The organism is Pseudomonas farris (assembly GCF_019145235.1).
Taxonomy (GTDB): domain Bacteria; phylum Pseudomonadota; class Gammaproteobacteria; order Pseudomonadales; family Pseudomonadaceae; genus Aquipseudomonas; species Aquipseudomonas farris.
This window is the reverse complement of the sequence record NZ_JAHSTV010000004.1, coordinates 79,101-94,743: the sequence shown is the minus strand read 5'-3', so window position 1 is coordinate 94,743 and position 15,643 is coordinate 79,101. Positions and strand designations below refer to the sequence as shown.

Here is a 15,643-nt window from a genome sequence, read left to right as displayed (position 1 = left end):
TACCGTTGCCGGGGTGCCGACAGATTTTATGCCAGCACCGCCACCGCTTTGATTTGCGCCCAGAGTTGCTGTCCGGGGTGCACGCCCAATTGATCCCGGGAATAGCGGGTGATTCGCGCCAGCAGCGGTGTGCCGGCCGCGTTCAGGCGGATCAGTACATGCGCGGCGTTATCGGCACCGATTTCACTGATCACCGTGACCGGCAGGCGATTGAGGATGCTGCTTTGCTCGACGCCTTGCAGGCTCAGGCTGACGTCCCGCGCCTGTACCTTGCAGCGCAGCGCCTGGCCTTCAGCCATCGGCGAATGGGCGACCCGAATGCTCAGCTCCGTGTTGGGCAGTTGCAAGGTTAACAACTGATAGTCAGCGTCATAGGCGCTAACGTGTCCTTCGATCACCACACCGGCGTCGTCGCCCAGCGCCAGCGGCAGATCGAGCCGGGCCAGGGTTTCGCCGATGGGGCCGCTGGCCAACGCCTTGCCATCGCTGAGCAGGACGAGATGGTCGGCGAGTCGTGCGACTTCATCCTGGGAATGGCTGACGTACAGCACGGGGATGTCCAGCTCATCGTGCAGCCGTTGCAGATACGGCAAGATTTCGTTTTTACGCTGGGTATCGAGCGCCGCCAGCGGTTCATCCATCAGCAATAGTTTCGGGCTGGTGAGCAGGGCGCGAGCGATGCCGATTCGCTGGCGCTCGCCGCCAGAAAGGTTCTGCGGATCGCGGTCCAGCAAATGGCCGATCCCCAGCAACTCAGTGGCATGTGCCATGTCGACCCGGCGCTGTTGACGAGGGATACGTCTGAGGCCGAACTCCAGATTGGCCTGCACCGACAAATGCGGGAACAGGCTGGCTTCCTGGAAGACATAACCCAAAGCGCGTTTATGCGGCGGTACGAAAATTCTCTTGTCGCTGTCCTGCCAGACTTCATCGTTGATTTGAATAAAGCCCTGCTCGGCCTGCTCCAGGCCGGCAATGCAACGCAGACAGGTGGTCTTGCCCGAGCCGGAATGGCCGTAAAGCGCCGTCACTCCGCGGCCAGGCAGTTGCAGGTCCACATCCAGGGAGAATCCCGAATAATTCAGTTTCAAACGCGTATGAATCATCGATCAGCTCCAGACCGCTTTGGTTTTACGGCTGGAGTAGAGCGCCAGCAATACCACAAAGGAAAACACCAGCATCGCCCCGGCCAGCCAATGAGCCTGGGCGTATTCCATGGCTTCGACGTGATCGTAGATCTGTACCGAGACCACGCGGGTTTTGTCGGGAATGTTGCCGCCAATCATCAGCACCACGCCGAACTCGCCGACGGTATGGGCGAAACCGAGAATGGCCGCAGTGATAAAGCCGGGACGGGCCAGCGGCACAATCACGCTGAAGAACGTGTCCCAAGGATTGGCGCGCAAGGTGGCAGCCACTTCCAATGGGCGAGTGCCAATGGCGGAAAAAGCATTTTGCAGTGGTTGGATCACGAACGGCATCGAGTACAGCACCGAGCCGATCACCAACCCCGCAAAACTGAAGGTCAGGGTGCCAAGGCCCAGCGATTGGGTGAGCTGACCGATCCAGCCGTTAGGGCCGAGTGCCAGCAACAAATAAAAACCGATCACCGTGGGCGGCAGCACCAGAGGCAGGGCGACGATCGCCCCGACCGGGCTGCGCAGCCAGGAACGGGTGCGCGACAGCCATAACGCAATCGGAGTGCCGATGACCAACAGGATCACAGTTGTCAGGGACGCCAGTTTCAGGGTCAGCCAGATGGCGGAATAATCGGCACTCGATAGCGTCATTTAGAGTTGGTAACCGTAGGATTTGATAAGCGCGGCGGCTTTCGGACCTTTGAGGTAGTCAACCAGTGCCTTGGCGGCCGGGTTGTCCTTGCCCTTATTGAGGATCACCGCGTCTTGTTTGATCGGGTCATGCAGATCGGCCGGAACGATCCAGGCCGAACCGCTGGTGACTTTGCCGTCTTTGTAGATCTGCGACAAGGCCACAAAACCGAGTTCGGCATTACCAGTGGAAACGAATTGGTAGGCCTGAGTGATGTTCTGACCTTCAACGATCTTGTCTTTGACCTTGTCGGTCAGGCCCTGCTTGGCCAGCACTTGGGTGGCGGCCAGGCCATACGGGGCGGCTTTCGGGTTGGCGATGGACAAATGTTGATACTGATTGTCGCTCAGCACCTTGCCCTTGGCATCGACGTAACCGTCCTTGGCCGACCACAGTGCCAGGGTGCCGATGGCGTAGGTGAAGCGCGAGCCTTTGACCGTATCACCTTCGGCCTCGAGTTTTTGCGGGGTGGTGTCGTCTGCCGAGAGGAACACTTCGAACGGCGCGCCGTTCTTGATCTGGGTATAGAACTGGCCGGTTGCGCCAAAGGAGGTGACCAGTTTGTGCCCGGTGTCTTTCTCGAAATCGGCCGCGATGGCCTGGATCGGCGCGGTGAAGTTGGCAGCAACCGCGACCTGGACTTCGTCCGCCTGTGCGGAGCCGAAAGCGAACACAGTGAACAGGCACGCGGGGGCAAAACGTGAGGCACGAATGATCATGAAACGGCTCCGTGGCAGGCGAGATGAAACGCTATATAGCGGAATATATAGCGAATTGCCTGTAAACGGAACTTGTCGGGTGCAGAGAGCGGGTTGGCACTGAATGCTGCTAAGTGCGGAAACTGTGGGAGCGGGCTTGCTCGCGAAGGCGGTGTGTCAGGCGACATCAATGTTGACTGTACCGTCGTCTTCGCGAGCAAGCCCGCTCCCACAGGTTTTGTGTCTAGTGAGTCAATTTGGCCAACGCCTCATCCGCCAAACGCCGAGTCAGCTCTGCCGAAGTCAATTCAACGCCCAGCGTGAACGCCTGACCCGCCCAAAGGTTGCTGAAATCCGCTTCCCCTTTAGGCCGCAACGGCATCAACGCACCGCCCGCCAACGGGAAGGCCGGCGCTTTGGCGCTCATCGGTCCCAGTTCACGCATCACCCGATTGAGAATCCCGCGTGCCGGGCGGCCGGTGAAAATGTTGGTGACCGCCGTTTCGCTTTCCTTGGCCGTGCGCAACGCCTTCTGGTGAGAAGCACTGACCTTGGCCTCCGGCGTGAACAAATAAGCCGTACCCACCTGGACCGCCGACGCGCCCAGCAGAAAAGCTGCCGCGACGCCCCGCGCATCTCCAATCCCGCCCGCCGCAATCACCGGCACTTTCACCGCATCGACGATTTGTGGCACCAGGGCAAAGGTCCCCACTTGGCTGCTCAGGTCATCACTGAGGAACATTCCCCGGTGGCCGCCGGCTTCGTAACCCATGGCGATGATCGCGTCGCAACCATGCTGCTCGAGCCAGATGGCTTCTTCGACGGTAGTCGCCGAGGAAAGAATTTTCGCCCCGGTGGCTTTTACCCGATCCAGCAGCGACTTTTCCGGCAGGCCGAAGTGAAAACTCACCACTTCAGGACGAAACTCTTCCAGCACTTCGCAGGCCGCATTATCGAACGGCGCGCGATTGGACACCGGCGTCGGTGCGTCGAAATCGACCCCCAATTCCCGATAGTACGGTTCCAGCAGGTCCTTCCAGTCCTGGGCACGTTGCTCATCGGGCGGTGGAGGTTGATGGCAGAAGAAGTTGACGTTGAACGGGCGCTGGGTGTGTTGGCGAATCGTTTTCAGCTCCTCGCGCAACTGCTCGATGCTCAGCATCGCGGCGGGCATTGAGCCCAGGCCGCCAGCGTTGCTCACCGCAATCACCATGGCCGAAGTCGTCGCGCCGGCCATGGGGGCCTGGATAATCGGCAGTTCGATCCCGAGCAGGTCAAGCATGCGGGTGTCTGGCCATTGACTCATGTGCAGTGTTCTCCGACGTCGGTAGAAGCGAATTTGTATCAGTAATGTCTGACCCAAGGCCAGTCGAGTTTGAGGATTGGCTAAAAGTCGGCTACGGCGATGTGTTTTCATGTGTTATTTCAACAGCACGACAACTGAGCGATTCCATCGGGAGGCAGTGATGTTCAAAGGCATTTTGATCGACAAGGACGACAGCGGTTACCGGGCCACGTTGCAAGAGATCAATGACGATCAATTGCCTGAAGGCGATGTGACGGTGCGTGTGGCGTACAGTACGTTGAACTTCAAGGATGGCCTGGCGATCACCGGCAGTAGCCCGGTGGTGCGCAAATTCCCGATGGTGCCGGGGATCGATCTGGCGGGCACTGTCGAAGTCAGCAGTCATCCGGACTACAAGGTTGGTGATCAAGTCCTGCTCAATGGCTGGGGTGTGGGTGAAGGACATTGGGGCGGATTGGCGCAGAAAGCTCGCCTGAATGGCGACTGGCTGATCCCGCTGCCCAAAGCATTCACCGCTGCGCAAGCAATGGCCATCGGCACGGCCGGTTACACGGCGATGCTGAGCATCCTGGCGCTGGAGCACAACGGCGTGAACCCCGAGCAGGGCGAAGTGCTGGTGACGGGCGCCAACGGTGGCGTCGGCAGTTTCGCCATCGCGCTGCTGAGCAAACTCGGCTATCGCGTGGTGGCGTCCACCGGCCGCACCTCTGAGCACGAATACCTCAAGCAATTGGGCGCCAGCGAAATCATCGATCGCGCCACGTTGTCCGAACCGGGCAAACCGTTGGCCAAGGAGCGTTGGGCGGCGGTGATCGATTCGGTCGGCAGCCACACACTGGCCAACGCTTGCGCAAGTACTCGGGCCAACGGCACCGTCGCCGCCTGCGGTCTGGCACAAGGTATGGATTTCCCGGCCTCCGTCGCGCCGTTCATTTTGCGCGGTGTGACCCTGGCCGGCATCAACAGCGTGACCCAGCCCAAAGCCAAGCGGATACTGGCCTGGAATCGCCTGGCCAAGGATCTGGACTTCGCCTTGCTGCCACTGATCAGTCACGAAATCGGCTTGAGCGAAGCCATCGACGCCGCGCCGGGCCTGCTCGCCGGCCAGTTGCGCGGCCGGGTGGTGGTCGACGTCAATCGTTGATCGTCTCGGCGCCAATCAAACAGACACACTGTAGAAACAAGGAAATAGCGACAATGGATGTAAAGCTACGTGAAGTGCAGCCCTTTAGCGTCTCGGGTTTGCAGGTGCGAACCCTCAATGTCGCAGAGCAGCAGCCAGATACCGCGCGTATCGGCCCTATGTGGGAACGATTTTTCGTTGAGGACGTTTTCGACAAGATCGCCCACAAACAGCCGGATTCGTTTATGTACGGCGTCTATTCCAACTACGAGTCCGACGCTTCGGGCCACTTCGATGTGACCGCGGGCGCAGCGGTCACCGCGCCCTTCGAGGACTTTGCGCAGATTCAAATTGAGGGTGGCGATTACCTGGTGTTCAGCGCCAAAGGGCCGATGCCCGACAGCGTCATTCAGACGTGGGGTCTGGTCTGGGCTTACTTCGAGGATAACCCGCAGGTTCGCCGCAAGTTCGCCACGGACTTCGAGGTCTACACCGGTCCGGAGTCCGTGGCGGTCTACATTGGCATTCAGGACTCAACTGCGTTTTCGCGTTCCAGCAACTGACGCTTGCGCTCCACGCCCCAGCGATAGCCCGACAGGTTGCCATCGCTGCGCACCACGCGATGGCAAGGGATTGCCACCGCCAGGCTGTTCGCGCCACAGGCCTGGGCCACGGCACGCACGGCTTTCGGTGCGCCGATGCGCTGAGCGATATCGGCATAACTGGCAGTGCTGCCGGCGGGAATCTCCCGCAGGGCTTGCCACACCCGCTCCTGAAACGCCGTGCCGCGTACATCCAGCGGCAAGTCCAGGCCGAGTGCCGGTGCTTCGATAAAACCCACCACTTTAGCGATCAACTGCTCGAACTCATGATCGGCGCCAATCAGGTTGGCGCGCCGAAACTTGTCCTGCAGATCACAGACCAATTGATGCGGGTCGTCCCCCAGCAGAATCGCGCAGACGCCGCGATCACTTTGCGCCACCAGAATCGCCCCGAGGGAACACTGGCCGACAGCAAAACGAATGTCGTTGTTCTGTCCGGCCGCACGATAATCGCCGGGCTTCATGCCCAGCACTTGATCCGCGGCCTCATAGAAGCGGCTGTTGGAGTTGAATCCGGCGTCATACAACGCGTCGGTGACCGTGCCGCCGTCCGCCAGGCGTTCGCGAACCTTGCGCGAACGGTGGGCTGTGGCGTAGCCCTTGGGCGTCAGGCCGGTGATGGCCTTGAACACGCGATGGAAGTGGAAACTGCTCAGGCCGGCCGCGTCCGCCAGTTCATTTAATGCCGGCAAGGTCTCGGCGGATTCGATGTGACGGCACGCAGCGGCTACGGTTGTGGCGTGTTGTGCGGCGACGTCGCTTTGATCTTTCGCCGCTCGTTTGCTGGGACGATAACCCGCCGCCTGGGCCTGCTCGGCTGTGTCGAAGAACTCGACATTCTGTGGCTTCGGCAAACGCGCCAGGCTGCTGGGGCGGCAGTAGATGCCGGTGGTTTTCACCGCATACACAAACTGCCCGTCGGCGCGGGGATCGCGCGCGACCACGGCAGCCCAGCGAGGATCGTTTTCGGTAGCGATTTTTGTCGATTGAGTTGTCATGGCTTCATGTCCGTTGACCCGTTTCATGCAGATTAACCAGCCGACAGAGACACCACACTCCGGGTCTTGCGGTTGAATTCAACGGTTTCATCCCGCGGTACGAAAGGTGAAGTTGATCCGCTGTTCGCCCAACTGAGGGTGATAACCCTCCTTGATCGGCAATACGCCGTGATAACGCAAACGGTCCACGCCGCCCCAGACCACAATATCGCCGTGCAACAGCGGCACCCGCTGGCTTTTGGCGCTGCGTTCGAAGCCACCGAACAGAAATGTCGCTGGCAACCCCAAGGACACCGACACAATGGGCGCCGCGTAGGAATCTTCGTCTTTGTCCTGATGCAACGACATTCTGGCACCAGGGACATAGCGGTTGATCAGGCAGGAATCCGGTAAGAAATCCATAAACCCTGCCTCTCGCGCCGCCGCTTGCGCCAGCTCGAAAAACACCTCGGGCATCTCGGGCCAGGGCAGGCCGGTCTGCGGATCGTTGCGGGTGTACTTGTAGCCGCTGCGGTCGGTGGTCCAGCCCCAGGTGCCGCAACTGCTCAGCGCCACCGACATGGTAAAACCGCCGGGTGTGACCATCTGCCGAAAAGGGGCTGCAGCCAGAACCGCCTCCAGCGCCGGCAGCAACCGGTCGAGCCACGGCAGGGCAAAGCCTCTGAGAACGTAGGATTGTTCGCTGATCTGCTCGCGCTTGGGCTGCTGCTCGGGTTCGGCGTCGCCAAACAAATCGAGGGTGATCGGGCTCATGGGGTCATAGCGCATCGTGAAAGATGATTCCAAGGGTATGCCGTTTTCCGCTGTGCAGGCGACTCACCCCGTGACGCATGGTCACTCGGTAATAGCCGCGAACACCTTTTACCGGGCGCTGATTCACGGCAAAAATCAACGCGTCGCCTTTCTTCAGGCCGATGACTTGCGGGCGTGACTGCATCCGTGGGCGTTGTTCGGTCAGCACAAATTCACCGCCGGTGAAATCTTCCCCCGGTTCTGACAGCAGAATCGCCACTTGCAGCGGGAAGACGTGTTCGCCGTACAGGTCCTGATGCAGACAGTTGTAGTCCTGCGGGCCGTATTGCAGCAACAAAGGTGTCGGGCGTTCCTGACCGGCGGCATGACAGCGCTGCAGAAACGCTTCGTGCGATTCGGGGAAGCGGGTCGGCAGGTCCATCGATTCGTACCAGCGATTGGCGATTGGAACCAGTCGAGGGTAGAGCGCACTACGCAACCGGGCCACCGGATCCGGCAGCGGGTACTTGAAGTACTTGTATTCACCACGGCCAAAACCGTGGCGAGCCATCACCACTTTCGAGCGAAAGGGCCCGGGCCGGTCGTACAGGGCGCTTATTTCATCGCAGGTCTCAGGGCTTAAAAACGACCTGATGACTGCGCAGCCATCCTGATCGAGTTGCTGCACAAGCGCGCCCCAGTCGAGGGCGTCGTTGTGAATCGGGTCGGTAAACAAGGGTTCTGACTCCTTGACCAAAAGGTCGAGGCGGCCAGTTTAGTGAGCGTTGCGGGAGTGGACACTCCGGCGCTTGCGGTCGAATTCGAAAGGGGAGCAGACGTCCATGTTGTCGCTCCAGATCGCTTTACAGCGCTTTGCTCACGCTGATCTCGCTGATGACATCTTCAGTCTGGCCATGAATAACGTCCAGTGCAGCCCTGGCTTCTTCTTCGGTGCCGTTTTCAAGCTGGGCGAATTCAAAGCGTCGCTCGCCGTTGAGTTTGTATTTGATGACGTACTTGGTCGTCTGAGCCACGGTCATACCTGCCTGTTTTGGTGTGGGCTCAGCTCAGTTTCGAGCTGGAGCGGCGGATGATTTTGATCGAGTGCGTCAGGCTCGGTTTGCGAGTCACGCTGATCGGACGGCGGGTGACCATGTCGATGGTGATGTTCCAGAAACCGGTGCTCGGCGCAGTGATGCGGGCCGGGAACGTGTCGAATGCGCCGCCGTGGTAAGTATGACGGCCGCCATTCTTGAAGCTGCGGAAGTTGGCGTCGTTCATCAAGCGGATGTTGCACATTTGGGAGCACTGGATGACGACGATGTCGTCTTCGTTGAGGTGCTCGCGCTGGTGGATAAATTTCATGAGGCGCCTCCAGAAGGGCTTTTTCTACAAAATCAAAACGATAGCATGGGCGATTGACGCAGTTTATCAGCCCGAACAGGTTATTATCCGGCTCTCGAGGTGCGCTTTGACAATTAAAAACAGTTATACGGAATTCTATGAGCGATAAAAGCAGTGAGCCTCGGAGAAAACCAGCGTTTGAGCTGTCGGAAGGTCTTTATCGGAGGTTTTGTATGAAGTGGGGTGTTCTGGTCATGCCGTTGGCATTGGCAGTGGGTGGATGTGCGAGTGTCTCGGACATCAATGAGTCGCTGCCCACTATGAGCGTGATTTCAGGCAAGAAACCCCATGAGTACGCGCAATGCCTGGTCGAAAAACTGGCCGAAAGCCGTGGAGCCCTGCAAGTCGAGCCGCACAAGGAAGGCGTGCGGGTTATCGTGCCGCAGAAGTTCTCGTCGGGGCCGGCAGCGGTATTTGAAATTGAAGACCGCTCCGGCGGCAGCAGCATCAAGCTGCATGAACGCATCTCCAATGTGCCTTTGCGCCCATGGGATGTGCGCAATGCCGCCACCGCGTGCATATCCGGCTGATAAACTACCCCCAGTCAGCATCGATGCCGTCAAAGTCGCGCTTTGACGGCATTGTCATTTCTGGAGTTAAGCATGAAGCGAGAGCAGGTGCGGGAGCGCCATGCAGAGGGTCATATCTCTGCCACCCACGTGATTCAGAACCCGGCAAATCCGGGGGAGTGGATCGTGTTTTTCAAGAAAAGCGCCGGGCGCAGTTTTTTCCTGGTGGATGACAACGATGAAGTCGAGTCCTTCAGTCGCCTCGACGATTTGATCGAGACCGTGCGCGGGCTCGGGATCAAATTTGCCGAAATCCACATGTAGCTACTTGCAGACCACTACCACGCTGCGATTTTTGTAGTTGCCGACGTCGACGCCCAGGGTCTTGTCGCTTTCCTGGGGCGACGGTGTGCCGTCGGTACCGACAATCCGATAGCCGGTGCCGGCGCAAGAGGCATCGGCTTTTTCGTAGCAGGTGGCCCAGGAATTGGCCTCGCCGGAGCAATCGATGGTCAGCCCCTGTTCACCATTGTCCAGGTAGGTTTTTTCAGCCGAGGCACAGCCCGCCAAGGCCAGAACTGCAAACAGCGCCAGTATCGTTTTCATGAAATCAGTCATCGGGAGGGGAAGGGCTGGCGCGAGGGTATAGCGAATGGCCATTTCGGTACAGATAAACCAAACCCATCACCGAGTCCCCGTTCAATGCTCGAACGGCATTTGCCGGGGCCGGTCCTGGTCATTTCTTGCGGCGGGGGCTCCGGGCTGGCGCTGCTTCACGGGGCGCGGTCGGGGCAGAGCGGTCGTCCTGGAACACCGCAGCCACTTCCACCGCCATCGCCTTGCTGGGCAATGGGCCGGCGACCTGTTCGCCGTGGTAATTGACTATCCACCACTGACCGTCCTCGTCCTGGCTGACCGAATAACCGTTTGCGTTTTGTGCTGCCGACATATAACTGCCTCGTTGGCGGAATCAAGACGGCCATGATACGTCAAATGCACGCAAACGGCGCTCATGGGCGTAGAGTGGGACCGCTCGATCCGTCGAACCGGAAGGCGATTGAACTATTCGCCGGTTTATTTCTCTATGATGGCATCGGTTAGCCAGTGCGGGGCATTGTAAGGTGCTCGCTGCCTGATTAGACTGCGCCGAAACTCGAACACACAGCCCTTTCAAGGACTTATATGATCAAGAAATGCTTGTTCCCAGCAGCCGGTTACGGTACTCGCTTCCTGCCAGCGACTAAAGCCATGCCCAAAGAAATGCTGCCGGTGGTAAACAAGCCACTGATCCAGTACGGCGTCGAAGAAGCACTGGACGCCGGGTTGACCGAAATCTCCATCGTTACCGGTCGCGGCAAGCGCGCCCTGGAAGACCACTTCGACATCAGCTACGAGCTGGAAAACCAGATCAAGGGCACCGACAAAGAGAAATACCTGGTCGGTATCCGCAAGCTGCTCGACAACTGCTCCTTCTCCTACACTCGCCAGACCGAAATGAAAGGCCTGGGCCACGCGATTCTGACTGGCCGTCCGCTGATCGGCGACGAACCGTTCGCCGTGGTACTGGCGGATGACTTGTGCGTAAACCTGGAAGGCGACGGCGTACTGACCCAGATGGTCAAGCTGTACAAGCAGTTCCGCTGCTCGATCGTGGCCATTCAGGAAGTCGATCCGCAAGAAACTCACAAGTACGGCGTGATTGCCGGTGAGATGATTCGCGACGACATCTACCGCGTTCACAGCATGGTTGAAAAACCAAAGCCTGAAGATGCGCCGTCGAACCTGGCGATCATCGGTCGTTACATCCTGACCCCGGACATCTTCGACCTGATCGAACAAACCGAGCCAGGCAAGGGCGGCGAAATCCAGATCACCGACGCCCTGATGAAGCAGGCGCAAAACGGCTGCGTCATGGCCTACAAGTTCAAAGGCAAGCGTTTCGACTGTGGTGGCGCCGAAGGCTACATCGACGCGACCAACTTTTGCTTCGAGAACTTCTACAAGACAGGCAAGGCTTACTGATAGCGCCTGACCTGCTTGTATTGAAAAGCCACCTTCGGGTGGCTTTTTCATTTTCCGGCCCCAAATAGCTTGCAACGCTTGCCCAAAGGCTGCCCGCAGGTATGCTGGTGACCTGCCAAGGAGATAGAAATGGCCTACGATTTTGACCTATATGTGATTGGTGCCGGTTCCGGTGGTGTACGGGCTGCGCGGTTTGCGGCCGGTTTTGGCGCGAAAGTCGCCGTGGCCGAGAGCCGCTATCTGGGCGGTACGTGCGTGAACGTCGGCTGCGTGCCGAAAAAATTGCTGGTCTACGGCGCGCACTTCGCCGAAGACTTCGAGCAGTCGCAAGGTTTTGGCTGGACCCCGGGTGAGGCGAAGTTCGACTGGGCGACGCTGATCGCCAACAAGGATCGCGAGATCAATCGCCTGAACGGCATCTACCGCAACCTGCTGGTCAACAGCGGTGTGACCTTGCATGAAGGCCACGCGAAAATCGTCGATCCCCATACCGTTGAGTTCGATGGCGAACGCTACACCGCCAAAAACATTCTGATTGCTACCGGTGGCTGGCCGCAGATCCCGGAGATTCCGGGGCACGAGCACGCGATCAGTTCCAACCAGGCGTTCTTCCTTAAAGAGCTGCCAAAGCGCGTTCTGGTGGTTGGTGGTGGTTACATTGCGGTGGAGTTTGCCGGGATTTTCCACGGGCTGGGTGCCGAGACCACGTTGCTGTATCGCGGTGACCTGTTCCTGCGTGGCTTCGACGGTGCGGTGCGCAAGCATTTGCAGGAAGAGCTGACCAAGCGCGGCATGGACCTGCAATTCAATGCCGACATCGAGCGCATCGACAAGCAAGCCGATGGCAGCCTGAAAGCTACACTCAAGGATGGTCGCGTACTGGAGGCAGACTGCGTGTTCTACGCCACCGGTCGGCGTCCGATGCTCGATAACCTGGGGCTGGAAAACACCGGCGTCAAACTCGACAAGAAAGGTTTTGTCGAGGTCGATGAGCAATATCAAACCGCAGAACCATCGATCCTGGCCCTGGGCGATGTAATCGGTCGAGTGCAATTGACGCCGGTCGCGCTGGCCGAAGGCATGGCCGTGGCGCGGCGTTTGTTCAAGCCCGAGCAATATCGCCCGGTGGATTACAAGATGATCCCGACCGCCGTCTTCAGTTTGCCGAACATTGGCACTGTCGGCCTGACTGAAGAAGAGGCGCGAGAGGCCGGGTGCGATGTGGTGATTTTTGAAAGCCGTTTCCGGCCGATGAAGCTGACCCTGACCGAGTGCCAGGAACGCACCTTGATGAAGCTGGTGGTGGACGCCAAGACTGATAAGGTCTTGGGCTGCCACATGGTGGGTCCGGATGCCGGCGAGATTGTTCAGGGGTTGGCTATTGCGCTGAAAGCGGGCGCGACCAAGCGTGATTTCGACGAAACCATCGGCGTGCATCCGACCGCCGCCGAAGAGTTCGTCACCATGCGTACGCCGGTCGCGGGTTAATCGTCCTTACGCGAGGCTGATGCGTCTGGCCCTGTCGCAACGACAGCGGCCTGACGCACGCTTTCATCCAGGCTTGCCTGCAACTTGATCAGTTCAACTTCCAGCGCTTTGTTGATGTGCGACTGTTCATCGATGTTCTGCTTGAGTGACTGGCTTTCCAGCATGGCAATGCGCAAGCGTTCCTGGAGGAGGGTGCGTTCGCTGTCGATACGGTTGACCTGTTCCAGCAGTTGATCCTGTCGGCTATTGGTGTGCTTAAGTTGCTCTTGCGACAGGCTCAACTCGCGCAGCGTTCCGCGGTTTTCCGTCAGCAAGCGCTCGTTGTCGCGATGCAGTTGGGTGATTTCATCCTGGCGTACCAGTGCGCTTTGCTGCGCTTGACGCAACTCCATCTGAATCTGCTGCACCTGACCTTCGTGGCGGCGCTGTTCCTGCTCGCGTTGGTCTTTGACGGCGTTGCGGTAGTGTTCCAGTGCCTCGCGGGCGTGCAGGTGCTTTTCTTCCAAAGAACGGATCTGCTCGTCCTTGTCCTGCAAGCGTAATTCGAAATCTGCCAGCGCCTGGTTCAGCCCGGCGTTGCGGGTTTGCTCGCTTTGCAGCGTGGAGCGGGTGTCTTGCAGTTCTGCCGACTCCTGGGTCAGCGCCAGGCTTTGAATTTCGTATTGCTGGTGCAATTCGGTATTGGCCTCGCGGGCCTCATGCAGTTGGGTTTCCAGCTCTTTTCGTTGTTGCTCGAACTGTGCGCGTGCCTGATCGATGGGTTCTTGCGCCTGATCTTTCAGGCGTTGCGCCAGGCGCGATACCAGGCTTGTCAGCTCATCATCGATAGGTTCGGAAGGCGCTTGCGCGGGTTCGGCGCCGTCATCGAGCTCCTTCATATAGCGATGGATTGTGGTTTTTGAACCGGTATTGCCCATCTCGATCCGCACCGCGTCGATGCTCGGGTGTTCGCCCCGGGCGAGGATTGCCGAGCGTGCCGCCTGCACCAGTGCCTTGTTTACGCCGCCACGTGCCATGTGTTCTCCTACGATTTGATACTGTGGTACGTACCACTAATATAAGCAATGTACCATGATATGAATAAAGTTTAAATTCGGTGATTAATCATGCGGGATATACTGGTATTACCCCGTGTGATGCGCTGTAATCCGGGTTTCGCCCGCCTGAGCGGTACGTTTTCGAGAACTGAGCCCATGACTGATCTGGATCGCTACCTGCAAGCCGCCACGCGCGACAACACCCGTCGCAGCTATCGCGCGGCCATCGAGCATTTCGAAGTCAGTTGGGGCGGGTTCCTGCCGGCGACCGGCGATAGCGTGGCGCGCTATCTCGTGGCACACGCAGGTGTGCTGTCGATCAATACCTTGAAGTTGCGCTTGTCGGCGTTGGCGCAATGGCACAACAGTCAGGGGTTCGCCGATCCCACCAAGGCACCTGTGGTGCGCAAAGTGTTCAAGGGCATTCGCGCGCTGCACCCGGCGCAGGAGAAACAGGCCGAGCCGTTGCAGCTTCAGCATCTGGAGCAAGTGGTGGCCTGGCTGGAGCAGGAAGCGCAAACCGCCAAGGCACAGGGCGATCAACCGGGATTGCTGCGGGCCCGGCGTGACACGGCGCTGATCCTGCTGGGCTTCTGGCGCGGTTTCCGTAGCGATGAGTTGTGCCGCGTGCAGATTGAACATGTGCGGGCCAGCGCCGGCTCAGGCATCACCCTCTACCTGCCTCGCAGCAAGAGCGACCGCGAGAACCTCGGCCAGACCTACCAGACGCCGGCATTGCAGCGCTTGTGTCCAGTGCAGGCCTATATCCAATGGATCACTGAAGCGGCATTGGTCCGCGGGCCGGTGTTCCGGGGTATCGACCGCTGGGGCCATTTGAGCGAGGAGGGCTTGCACGCCAATAGCGTGATTCCGTTATTGCGTCAGGCCCTGGAGCGCGCCGGTATTGCGGCCGAGCACTACACCAGTCACTCCTTGCGTCGTGGCTTTGCCACCTGGGCTCATCAGAGCGGTTGGGATTTGAAGTCGTTGATGAATTACGTGGGCTGGAAGGATATGAAGTCCGCCATGCGCTATGTTGAAGCCAGCCCGTTTCTCGGGATGACCCGTATCGCTGAAAAGCCGTTGGCGCCGTAGATCACGTTTTCTTCTATTAATACTGTCGGCTAATAGCGAAAACCAATCAGCAGCATCAGGTTTGCCAATGAGCCAACCGGCGATCGACTGGGTAGGATTCACCTCATCAACTTCTTAACCCCTGACGGAGAGTCATCGATGCCTATCATCAACAGCCAAGTTAAACCGTTCAAAGCTGACGCCTTTAAAAATGGCGACTTCGTAAAAGTGTCGGACGCTGACCTGAAAGGCAAGTGGTCTGTCGTGTTCTTCTACCCAGCTGACTTCACCTTCGTTTGCCCGACCGAGCTGGAAGACCTGGCTGACAACTACGCCGAGTTCCAGAAACTGGGCGTCGAAATCTACAGCGTTTCCACCGATACCCACTTTGCCCATGCTGCCTGGCACAACACTTCGCCAGCGATCGGCAAAATCCAGTACACCATGATCGGCGACCCGACTCACGCTATCTCCCGCAACTTCGACGTGTTGATCGAAGAAGCAGGTCTGGCTGACCGTGGCACCTTCGTGATCAACCCTGAAGGCCAGGTCAAAATCGTTGAACTCAACGACGGCGGTGTAGGTCGTGACGCTTCCGAGCTGCTGCGCAAAATCAAGGCTGCTCAGTACGTTGCTGCTCACCCAGGCCAGGTTTGCCCAGCCAAGTGGAAAGAAGGCGAGGCCACTCTGGCTCCGTCCCTGGACCTGGTCGGCAAGATCTAAGTCTGTGACGCGCTTCATCAGGGCGGCACTCCGCACCTCCTAAGTAAGCTGCACCGCCCTTAAAAAACGCCCGGGCGAGATTCGCTCGGGCGTTTTT

The 15,643-nt window shown here is 58.7% G+C and carries 20 protein-coding genes; 8 read left to right on the top strand and 12 right to left on the bottom strand.

The annotated features are described in order from the left end of the window. Positions 1-26 precede the first annotated feature (26 nt). The 4 genes from modC to KVG95_RS09475 form a co-directional block, all read right to left on the bottom strand. Positions 27-1,106 carry a molybdenum ABC transporter ATP-binding protein gene (gene modC, locus KVG95_RS09490; protein WP_217855941.1) on the bottom strand — a complete coding sequence of 360 codons (1,080 nt, stop codon included), beginning with the start codon at positions 1,104-1,106 and terminating at the stop codon, positions 27-29. A 3-nt stretch (positions 1,107-1,109) separates the two neighbouring features. Further along, positions 1,110-1,790, bottom strand: a complete 681-nt coding sequence (modB, locus tag KVG95_RS09485; protein ID WP_217855939.1) for a molybdate ABC transporter permease subunit — start codon at positions 1,788-1,790, stop codon at positions 1,110-1,112. After that, positions 1,791-2,549 (bottom strand): molybdate ABC transporter substrate-binding protein, encoded by a 759-nt coding sequence (modA, locus tag KVG95_RS09480; RefSeq protein WP_217855937.1) that lies wholly within the window; start codon positions 2,547-2,549, stop codon positions 1,791-1,793. It abuts the gene before it with no gap. Positions 2,550-2,772: 223 nt separating this feature from the next. After that, positions 2,773-3,834, bottom strand: coding sequence for an NAD(P)H-dependent flavin oxidoreductase (locus tag KVG95_RS09475; RefSeq protein ID WP_217855934.1), 1,062 nt, complete (start codon positions 3,832-3,834; stop codon positions 2,773-2,775). Positions 3,835-3,994: 160 nt separating this feature from the next. Here KVG95_RS09475 and acuI point away from each other — a divergent pair, with 160 nt between their 5' ends. Together acuI and KVG95_RS09465 are read left to right on the top strand one after the other, a co-directional pair. After that, positions 3,995-4,978 carry an acrylyl-CoA reductase (NADPH) gene (gene acuI / locus KVG95_RS09470; protein WP_217855933.1) on the top strand — a complete coding sequence of 328 codons (984 nt, stop codon included), beginning with the start codon at positions 3,995-3,997 and terminating at the stop codon, positions 4,976-4,978. A 53-nt stretch (positions 4,979-5,031) separates the two neighbouring features. Continuing rightward, entirely contained in the window at positions 5,032-5,520 is a 489-nt protein-coding gene (locus KVG95_RS09465; RefSeq protein WP_217855930.1) for a GyrI-like domain-containing protein, read from the top strand. Here KVG95_RS09465 and ada read toward each other — a convergent pair. The 5 genes from ada to KVG95_RS09440 form a co-directional block, all read right to left on the bottom strand. Further along, positions 5,484-6,557 carry a bifunctional DNA-binding transcriptional regulator/O6-methylguanine-DNA methyltransferase Ada gene (gene ada / locus KVG95_RS09460; RefSeq protein ID WP_217855928.1) on the bottom strand — a complete coding sequence of 358 codons (1,074 nt, stop codon included), beginning with the start codon at positions 6,555-6,557 and terminating at the stop codon, positions 5,484-5,486. The genes KVG95_RS09465 and ada overlap by 37 nt on opposite strands. An 87-nt stretch (positions 6,558-6,644) precedes the next feature. After that, positions 6,645-7,325 (bottom strand): DNA oxidative demethylase AlkB, encoded by a 681-nt coding sequence (gene alkB / locus KVG95_RS09455; RefSeq protein WP_217855926.1) that lies wholly within the window; start codon positions 7,323-7,325, stop codon positions 6,645-6,647. Then, positions 7,315-8,025 carry a 2OG-Fe(II) oxygenase gene (locus tag KVG95_RS09450; RefSeq protein WP_217855924.1) on the bottom strand — a complete coding sequence of 237 codons (711 nt, stop codon included), beginning with the start codon at positions 8,023-8,025 and terminating at the stop codon, positions 7,315-7,317. Before KVG95_RS09450 ends, alkB begins: the two co-directional genes overlap by 11 nt. A 127-nt stretch (positions 8,026-8,152) precedes the next feature. After that, positions 8,153-8,323 (bottom strand): hypothetical protein, encoded by a 171-nt coding sequence (locus KVG95_RS09445; RefSeq protein WP_176466905.1) that lies wholly within the window; start codon positions 8,321-8,323, stop codon positions 8,153-8,155. 28 nt (positions 8,324-8,351) lie between these two features. After that, a complete protein-coding gene (locus KVG95_RS09440) occupies positions 8,352-8,654 on the bottom strand; it encodes a DUF1883 domain-containing protein (protein WP_038983189.1) in 303 nt (100 codons plus the stop codon). A 212-nt stretch (positions 8,655-8,866) separates the two neighbouring features. Here KVG95_RS09440 and KVG95_RS09435 point away from each other — a divergent pair, with 212 nt between their 5' ends. Both KVG95_RS09435 and KVG95_RS09430 read left to right on the top strand, forming a co-directional pair. After that, positions 8,867-9,223 (top strand): hypothetical protein, encoded by a 357-nt coding sequence (locus tag KVG95_RS09435; protein WP_052964646.1) that lies wholly within the window; start codon positions 8,867-8,869, stop codon positions 9,221-9,223. A 72-nt stretch (positions 9,224-9,295) separates the two neighbouring features. Further along, positions 9,296-9,526: a hypothetical protein gene (locus KVG95_RS09430; protein WP_007935641.1), complete on the top strand. Its 231-nt coding sequence runs from the start codon at positions 9,296-9,298 to the stop codon at positions 9,524-9,526. Here KVG95_RS09430 and KVG95_RS09425 read toward each other — a convergent pair whose 3' ends face one another. Continuing rightward, complete coding sequence (locus tag KVG95_RS09425) at positions 9,527-9,808, bottom strand: hypothetical protein (protein ID WP_095053888.1); 282 nt, start codon at positions 9,806-9,808, stop codon at positions 9,527-9,529. A gap of 130 nt (positions 9,809-9,938) precedes the next feature. After that, positions 9,939-10,151, bottom strand: coding sequence for a hypothetical protein (locus tag KVG95_RS09420; RefSeq protein WP_217855922.1), 213 nt, complete (start codon positions 10,149-10,151; stop codon positions 9,939-9,941). A gap of 233 nt (positions 10,152-10,384) precedes the next feature. Here KVG95_RS09420 and galU point away from each other — a divergent pair, with 233 nt between their 5' ends. Then, a complete protein-coding gene (galU, locus tag KVG95_RS09415; RefSeq protein WP_010460715.1) occupies positions 10,385-11,224 on the top strand; it encodes a UTP--glucose-1-phosphate uridylyltransferase GalU in 840 nt (279 codons plus the stop codon). Positions 11,225-11,353: 129 nt separating this feature from the next. Beyond that, positions 11,354-12,712 (top strand): glutathione-disulfide reductase, encoded by a 1,359-nt coding sequence (gene gorA / locus KVG95_RS09410; RefSeq protein ID WP_217855920.1) that lies wholly within the window; start codon positions 11,354-11,356, stop codon positions 12,710-12,712. Here gorA and KVG95_RS09405 read toward each other — a convergent pair. Next, a complete protein-coding gene (locus KVG95_RS09405) occupies positions 12,709-13,728 on the bottom strand; it encodes a DNA-binding protein (RefSeq protein ID WP_217855918.1) in 1,020 nt (339 codons plus the stop codon). The genes gorA and KVG95_RS09405 overlap by 4 nt on opposite strands. 177 nt (positions 13,729-13,905) lie before the next feature. Between KVG95_RS09405 and KVG95_RS09400 the strand changes: the two genes are divergently transcribed. Then, complete coding sequence (locus KVG95_RS09400; protein WP_217855916.1) at positions 13,906-14,844, top strand: site-specific integrase; 939 nt, start codon at positions 13,906-13,908, stop codon at positions 14,842-14,844. A 138-nt stretch (positions 14,845-14,982) separates the two neighbouring features. Then, complete coding sequence (gene ahpC / locus KVG95_RS09395) at positions 14,983-15,546, top strand: alkyl hydroperoxide reductase subunit C (RefSeq protein ID WP_007900047.1); 564 nt, start codon at positions 14,983-14,985, stop codon at positions 15,544-15,546. Positions 15,547-15,643: the final 97 nt, after the last annotated feature.

Excerpts from the sequence above, each read along its gene's own strand:
- modC (WP_217855941.1), bottom strand. The coding sequence starts at position 1,106 with ATGATTCATACGCGTTTGAAACTGAATTATTCGGGATTCTCCCTGGAT.
- modB (WP_217855939.1), bottom strand. The coding sequence starts at position 1,790 with ATGACGCTATCGAGTGCCGATTATTCCGCCATCTGGCTGACCCTGAAA.
- modA (WP_217855937.1), bottom strand. The coding sequence starts at position 2,549 with ATGATCATTCGTGCCTCACGTTTTGCCCCCGCGTGCCTGTTCACTGTG.
- KVG95_RS09475 (WP_217855934.1), bottom strand. The coding sequence starts at position 3,834 with ATGAGTCAATGGCCAGACACCCGCATGCTTGACCTGCTCGGGATCGAA.
- acuI (WP_217855933.1), top strand. The coding sequence starts at position 3,995 with ATGTTCAAAGGCATTTTGATCGACAAGGACGACAGCGGTTACCGGGCC.
- KVG95_RS09465 (WP_217855930.1), top strand. The coding sequence starts at position 5,032 with ATGGATGTAAAGCTACGTGAAGTGCAGCCCTTTAGCGTCTCGGGTTTG.
- ada (WP_217855928.1), bottom strand. The coding sequence starts at position 6,557 with ATGACAACTCAATCGACAAAAATCGCTACCGAAAACGATCCTCGCTGG.
- alkB (WP_217855926.1), bottom strand. The coding sequence starts at position 7,325 with ATGCGCTATGACCCCATGAGCCCGATCACCCTCGATTTGTTTGGCGAC.
- KVG95_RS09440 (WP_038983189.1), bottom strand. The coding sequence starts at position 8,654 with ATGAAATTTATCCACCAGCGCGAGCACCTCAACGAAGACGACATCGTC.
- KVG95_RS09435 (WP_052964646.1), top strand. The coding sequence starts at position 8,867 with ATGAAGTGGGGTGTTCTGGTCATGCCGTTGGCATTGGCAGTGGGTGGA.
- KVG95_RS09430 (WP_007935641.1), top strand. The coding sequence starts at position 9,296 with ATGAAGCGAGAGCAGGTGCGGGAGCGCCATGCAGAGGGTCATATCTCT.
- KVG95_RS09425 (WP_095053888.1), bottom strand. The coding sequence starts at position 9,808 with ATGAAAACGATACTGGCGCTGTTTGCAGTTCTGGCCTTGGCGGGCTGT.
- KVG95_RS09420 (WP_217855922.1), bottom strand. The coding sequence starts at position 10,151 with ATGTCGGCAGCACAAAACGCAAACGGTTATTCGGTCAGCCAGGACGAG.
- galU (WP_010460715.1), top strand. The coding sequence starts at position 10,385 with ATGATCAAGAAATGCTTGTTCCCAGCAGCCGGTTACGGTACTCGCTTC.
- gorA (WP_217855920.1), top strand. The coding sequence starts at position 11,354 with ATGGCCTACGATTTTGACCTATATGTGATTGGTGCCGGTTCCGGTGGT.
- KVG95_RS09405 (WP_217855918.1), bottom strand. The coding sequence starts at position 13,728 with ATGGCACGTGGCGGCGTAAACAAGGCACTGGTGCAGGCGGCACGCTCG.
- KVG95_RS09400 (WP_217855916.1), top strand. The coding sequence starts at position 13,906 with ATGACTGATCTGGATCGCTACCTGCAAGCCGCCACGCGCGACAACACC.
- ahpC (WP_007900047.1), top strand. The coding sequence starts at position 14,983 with ATGCCTATCATCAACAGCCAAGTTAAACCGTTCAAAGCTGACGCCTTT.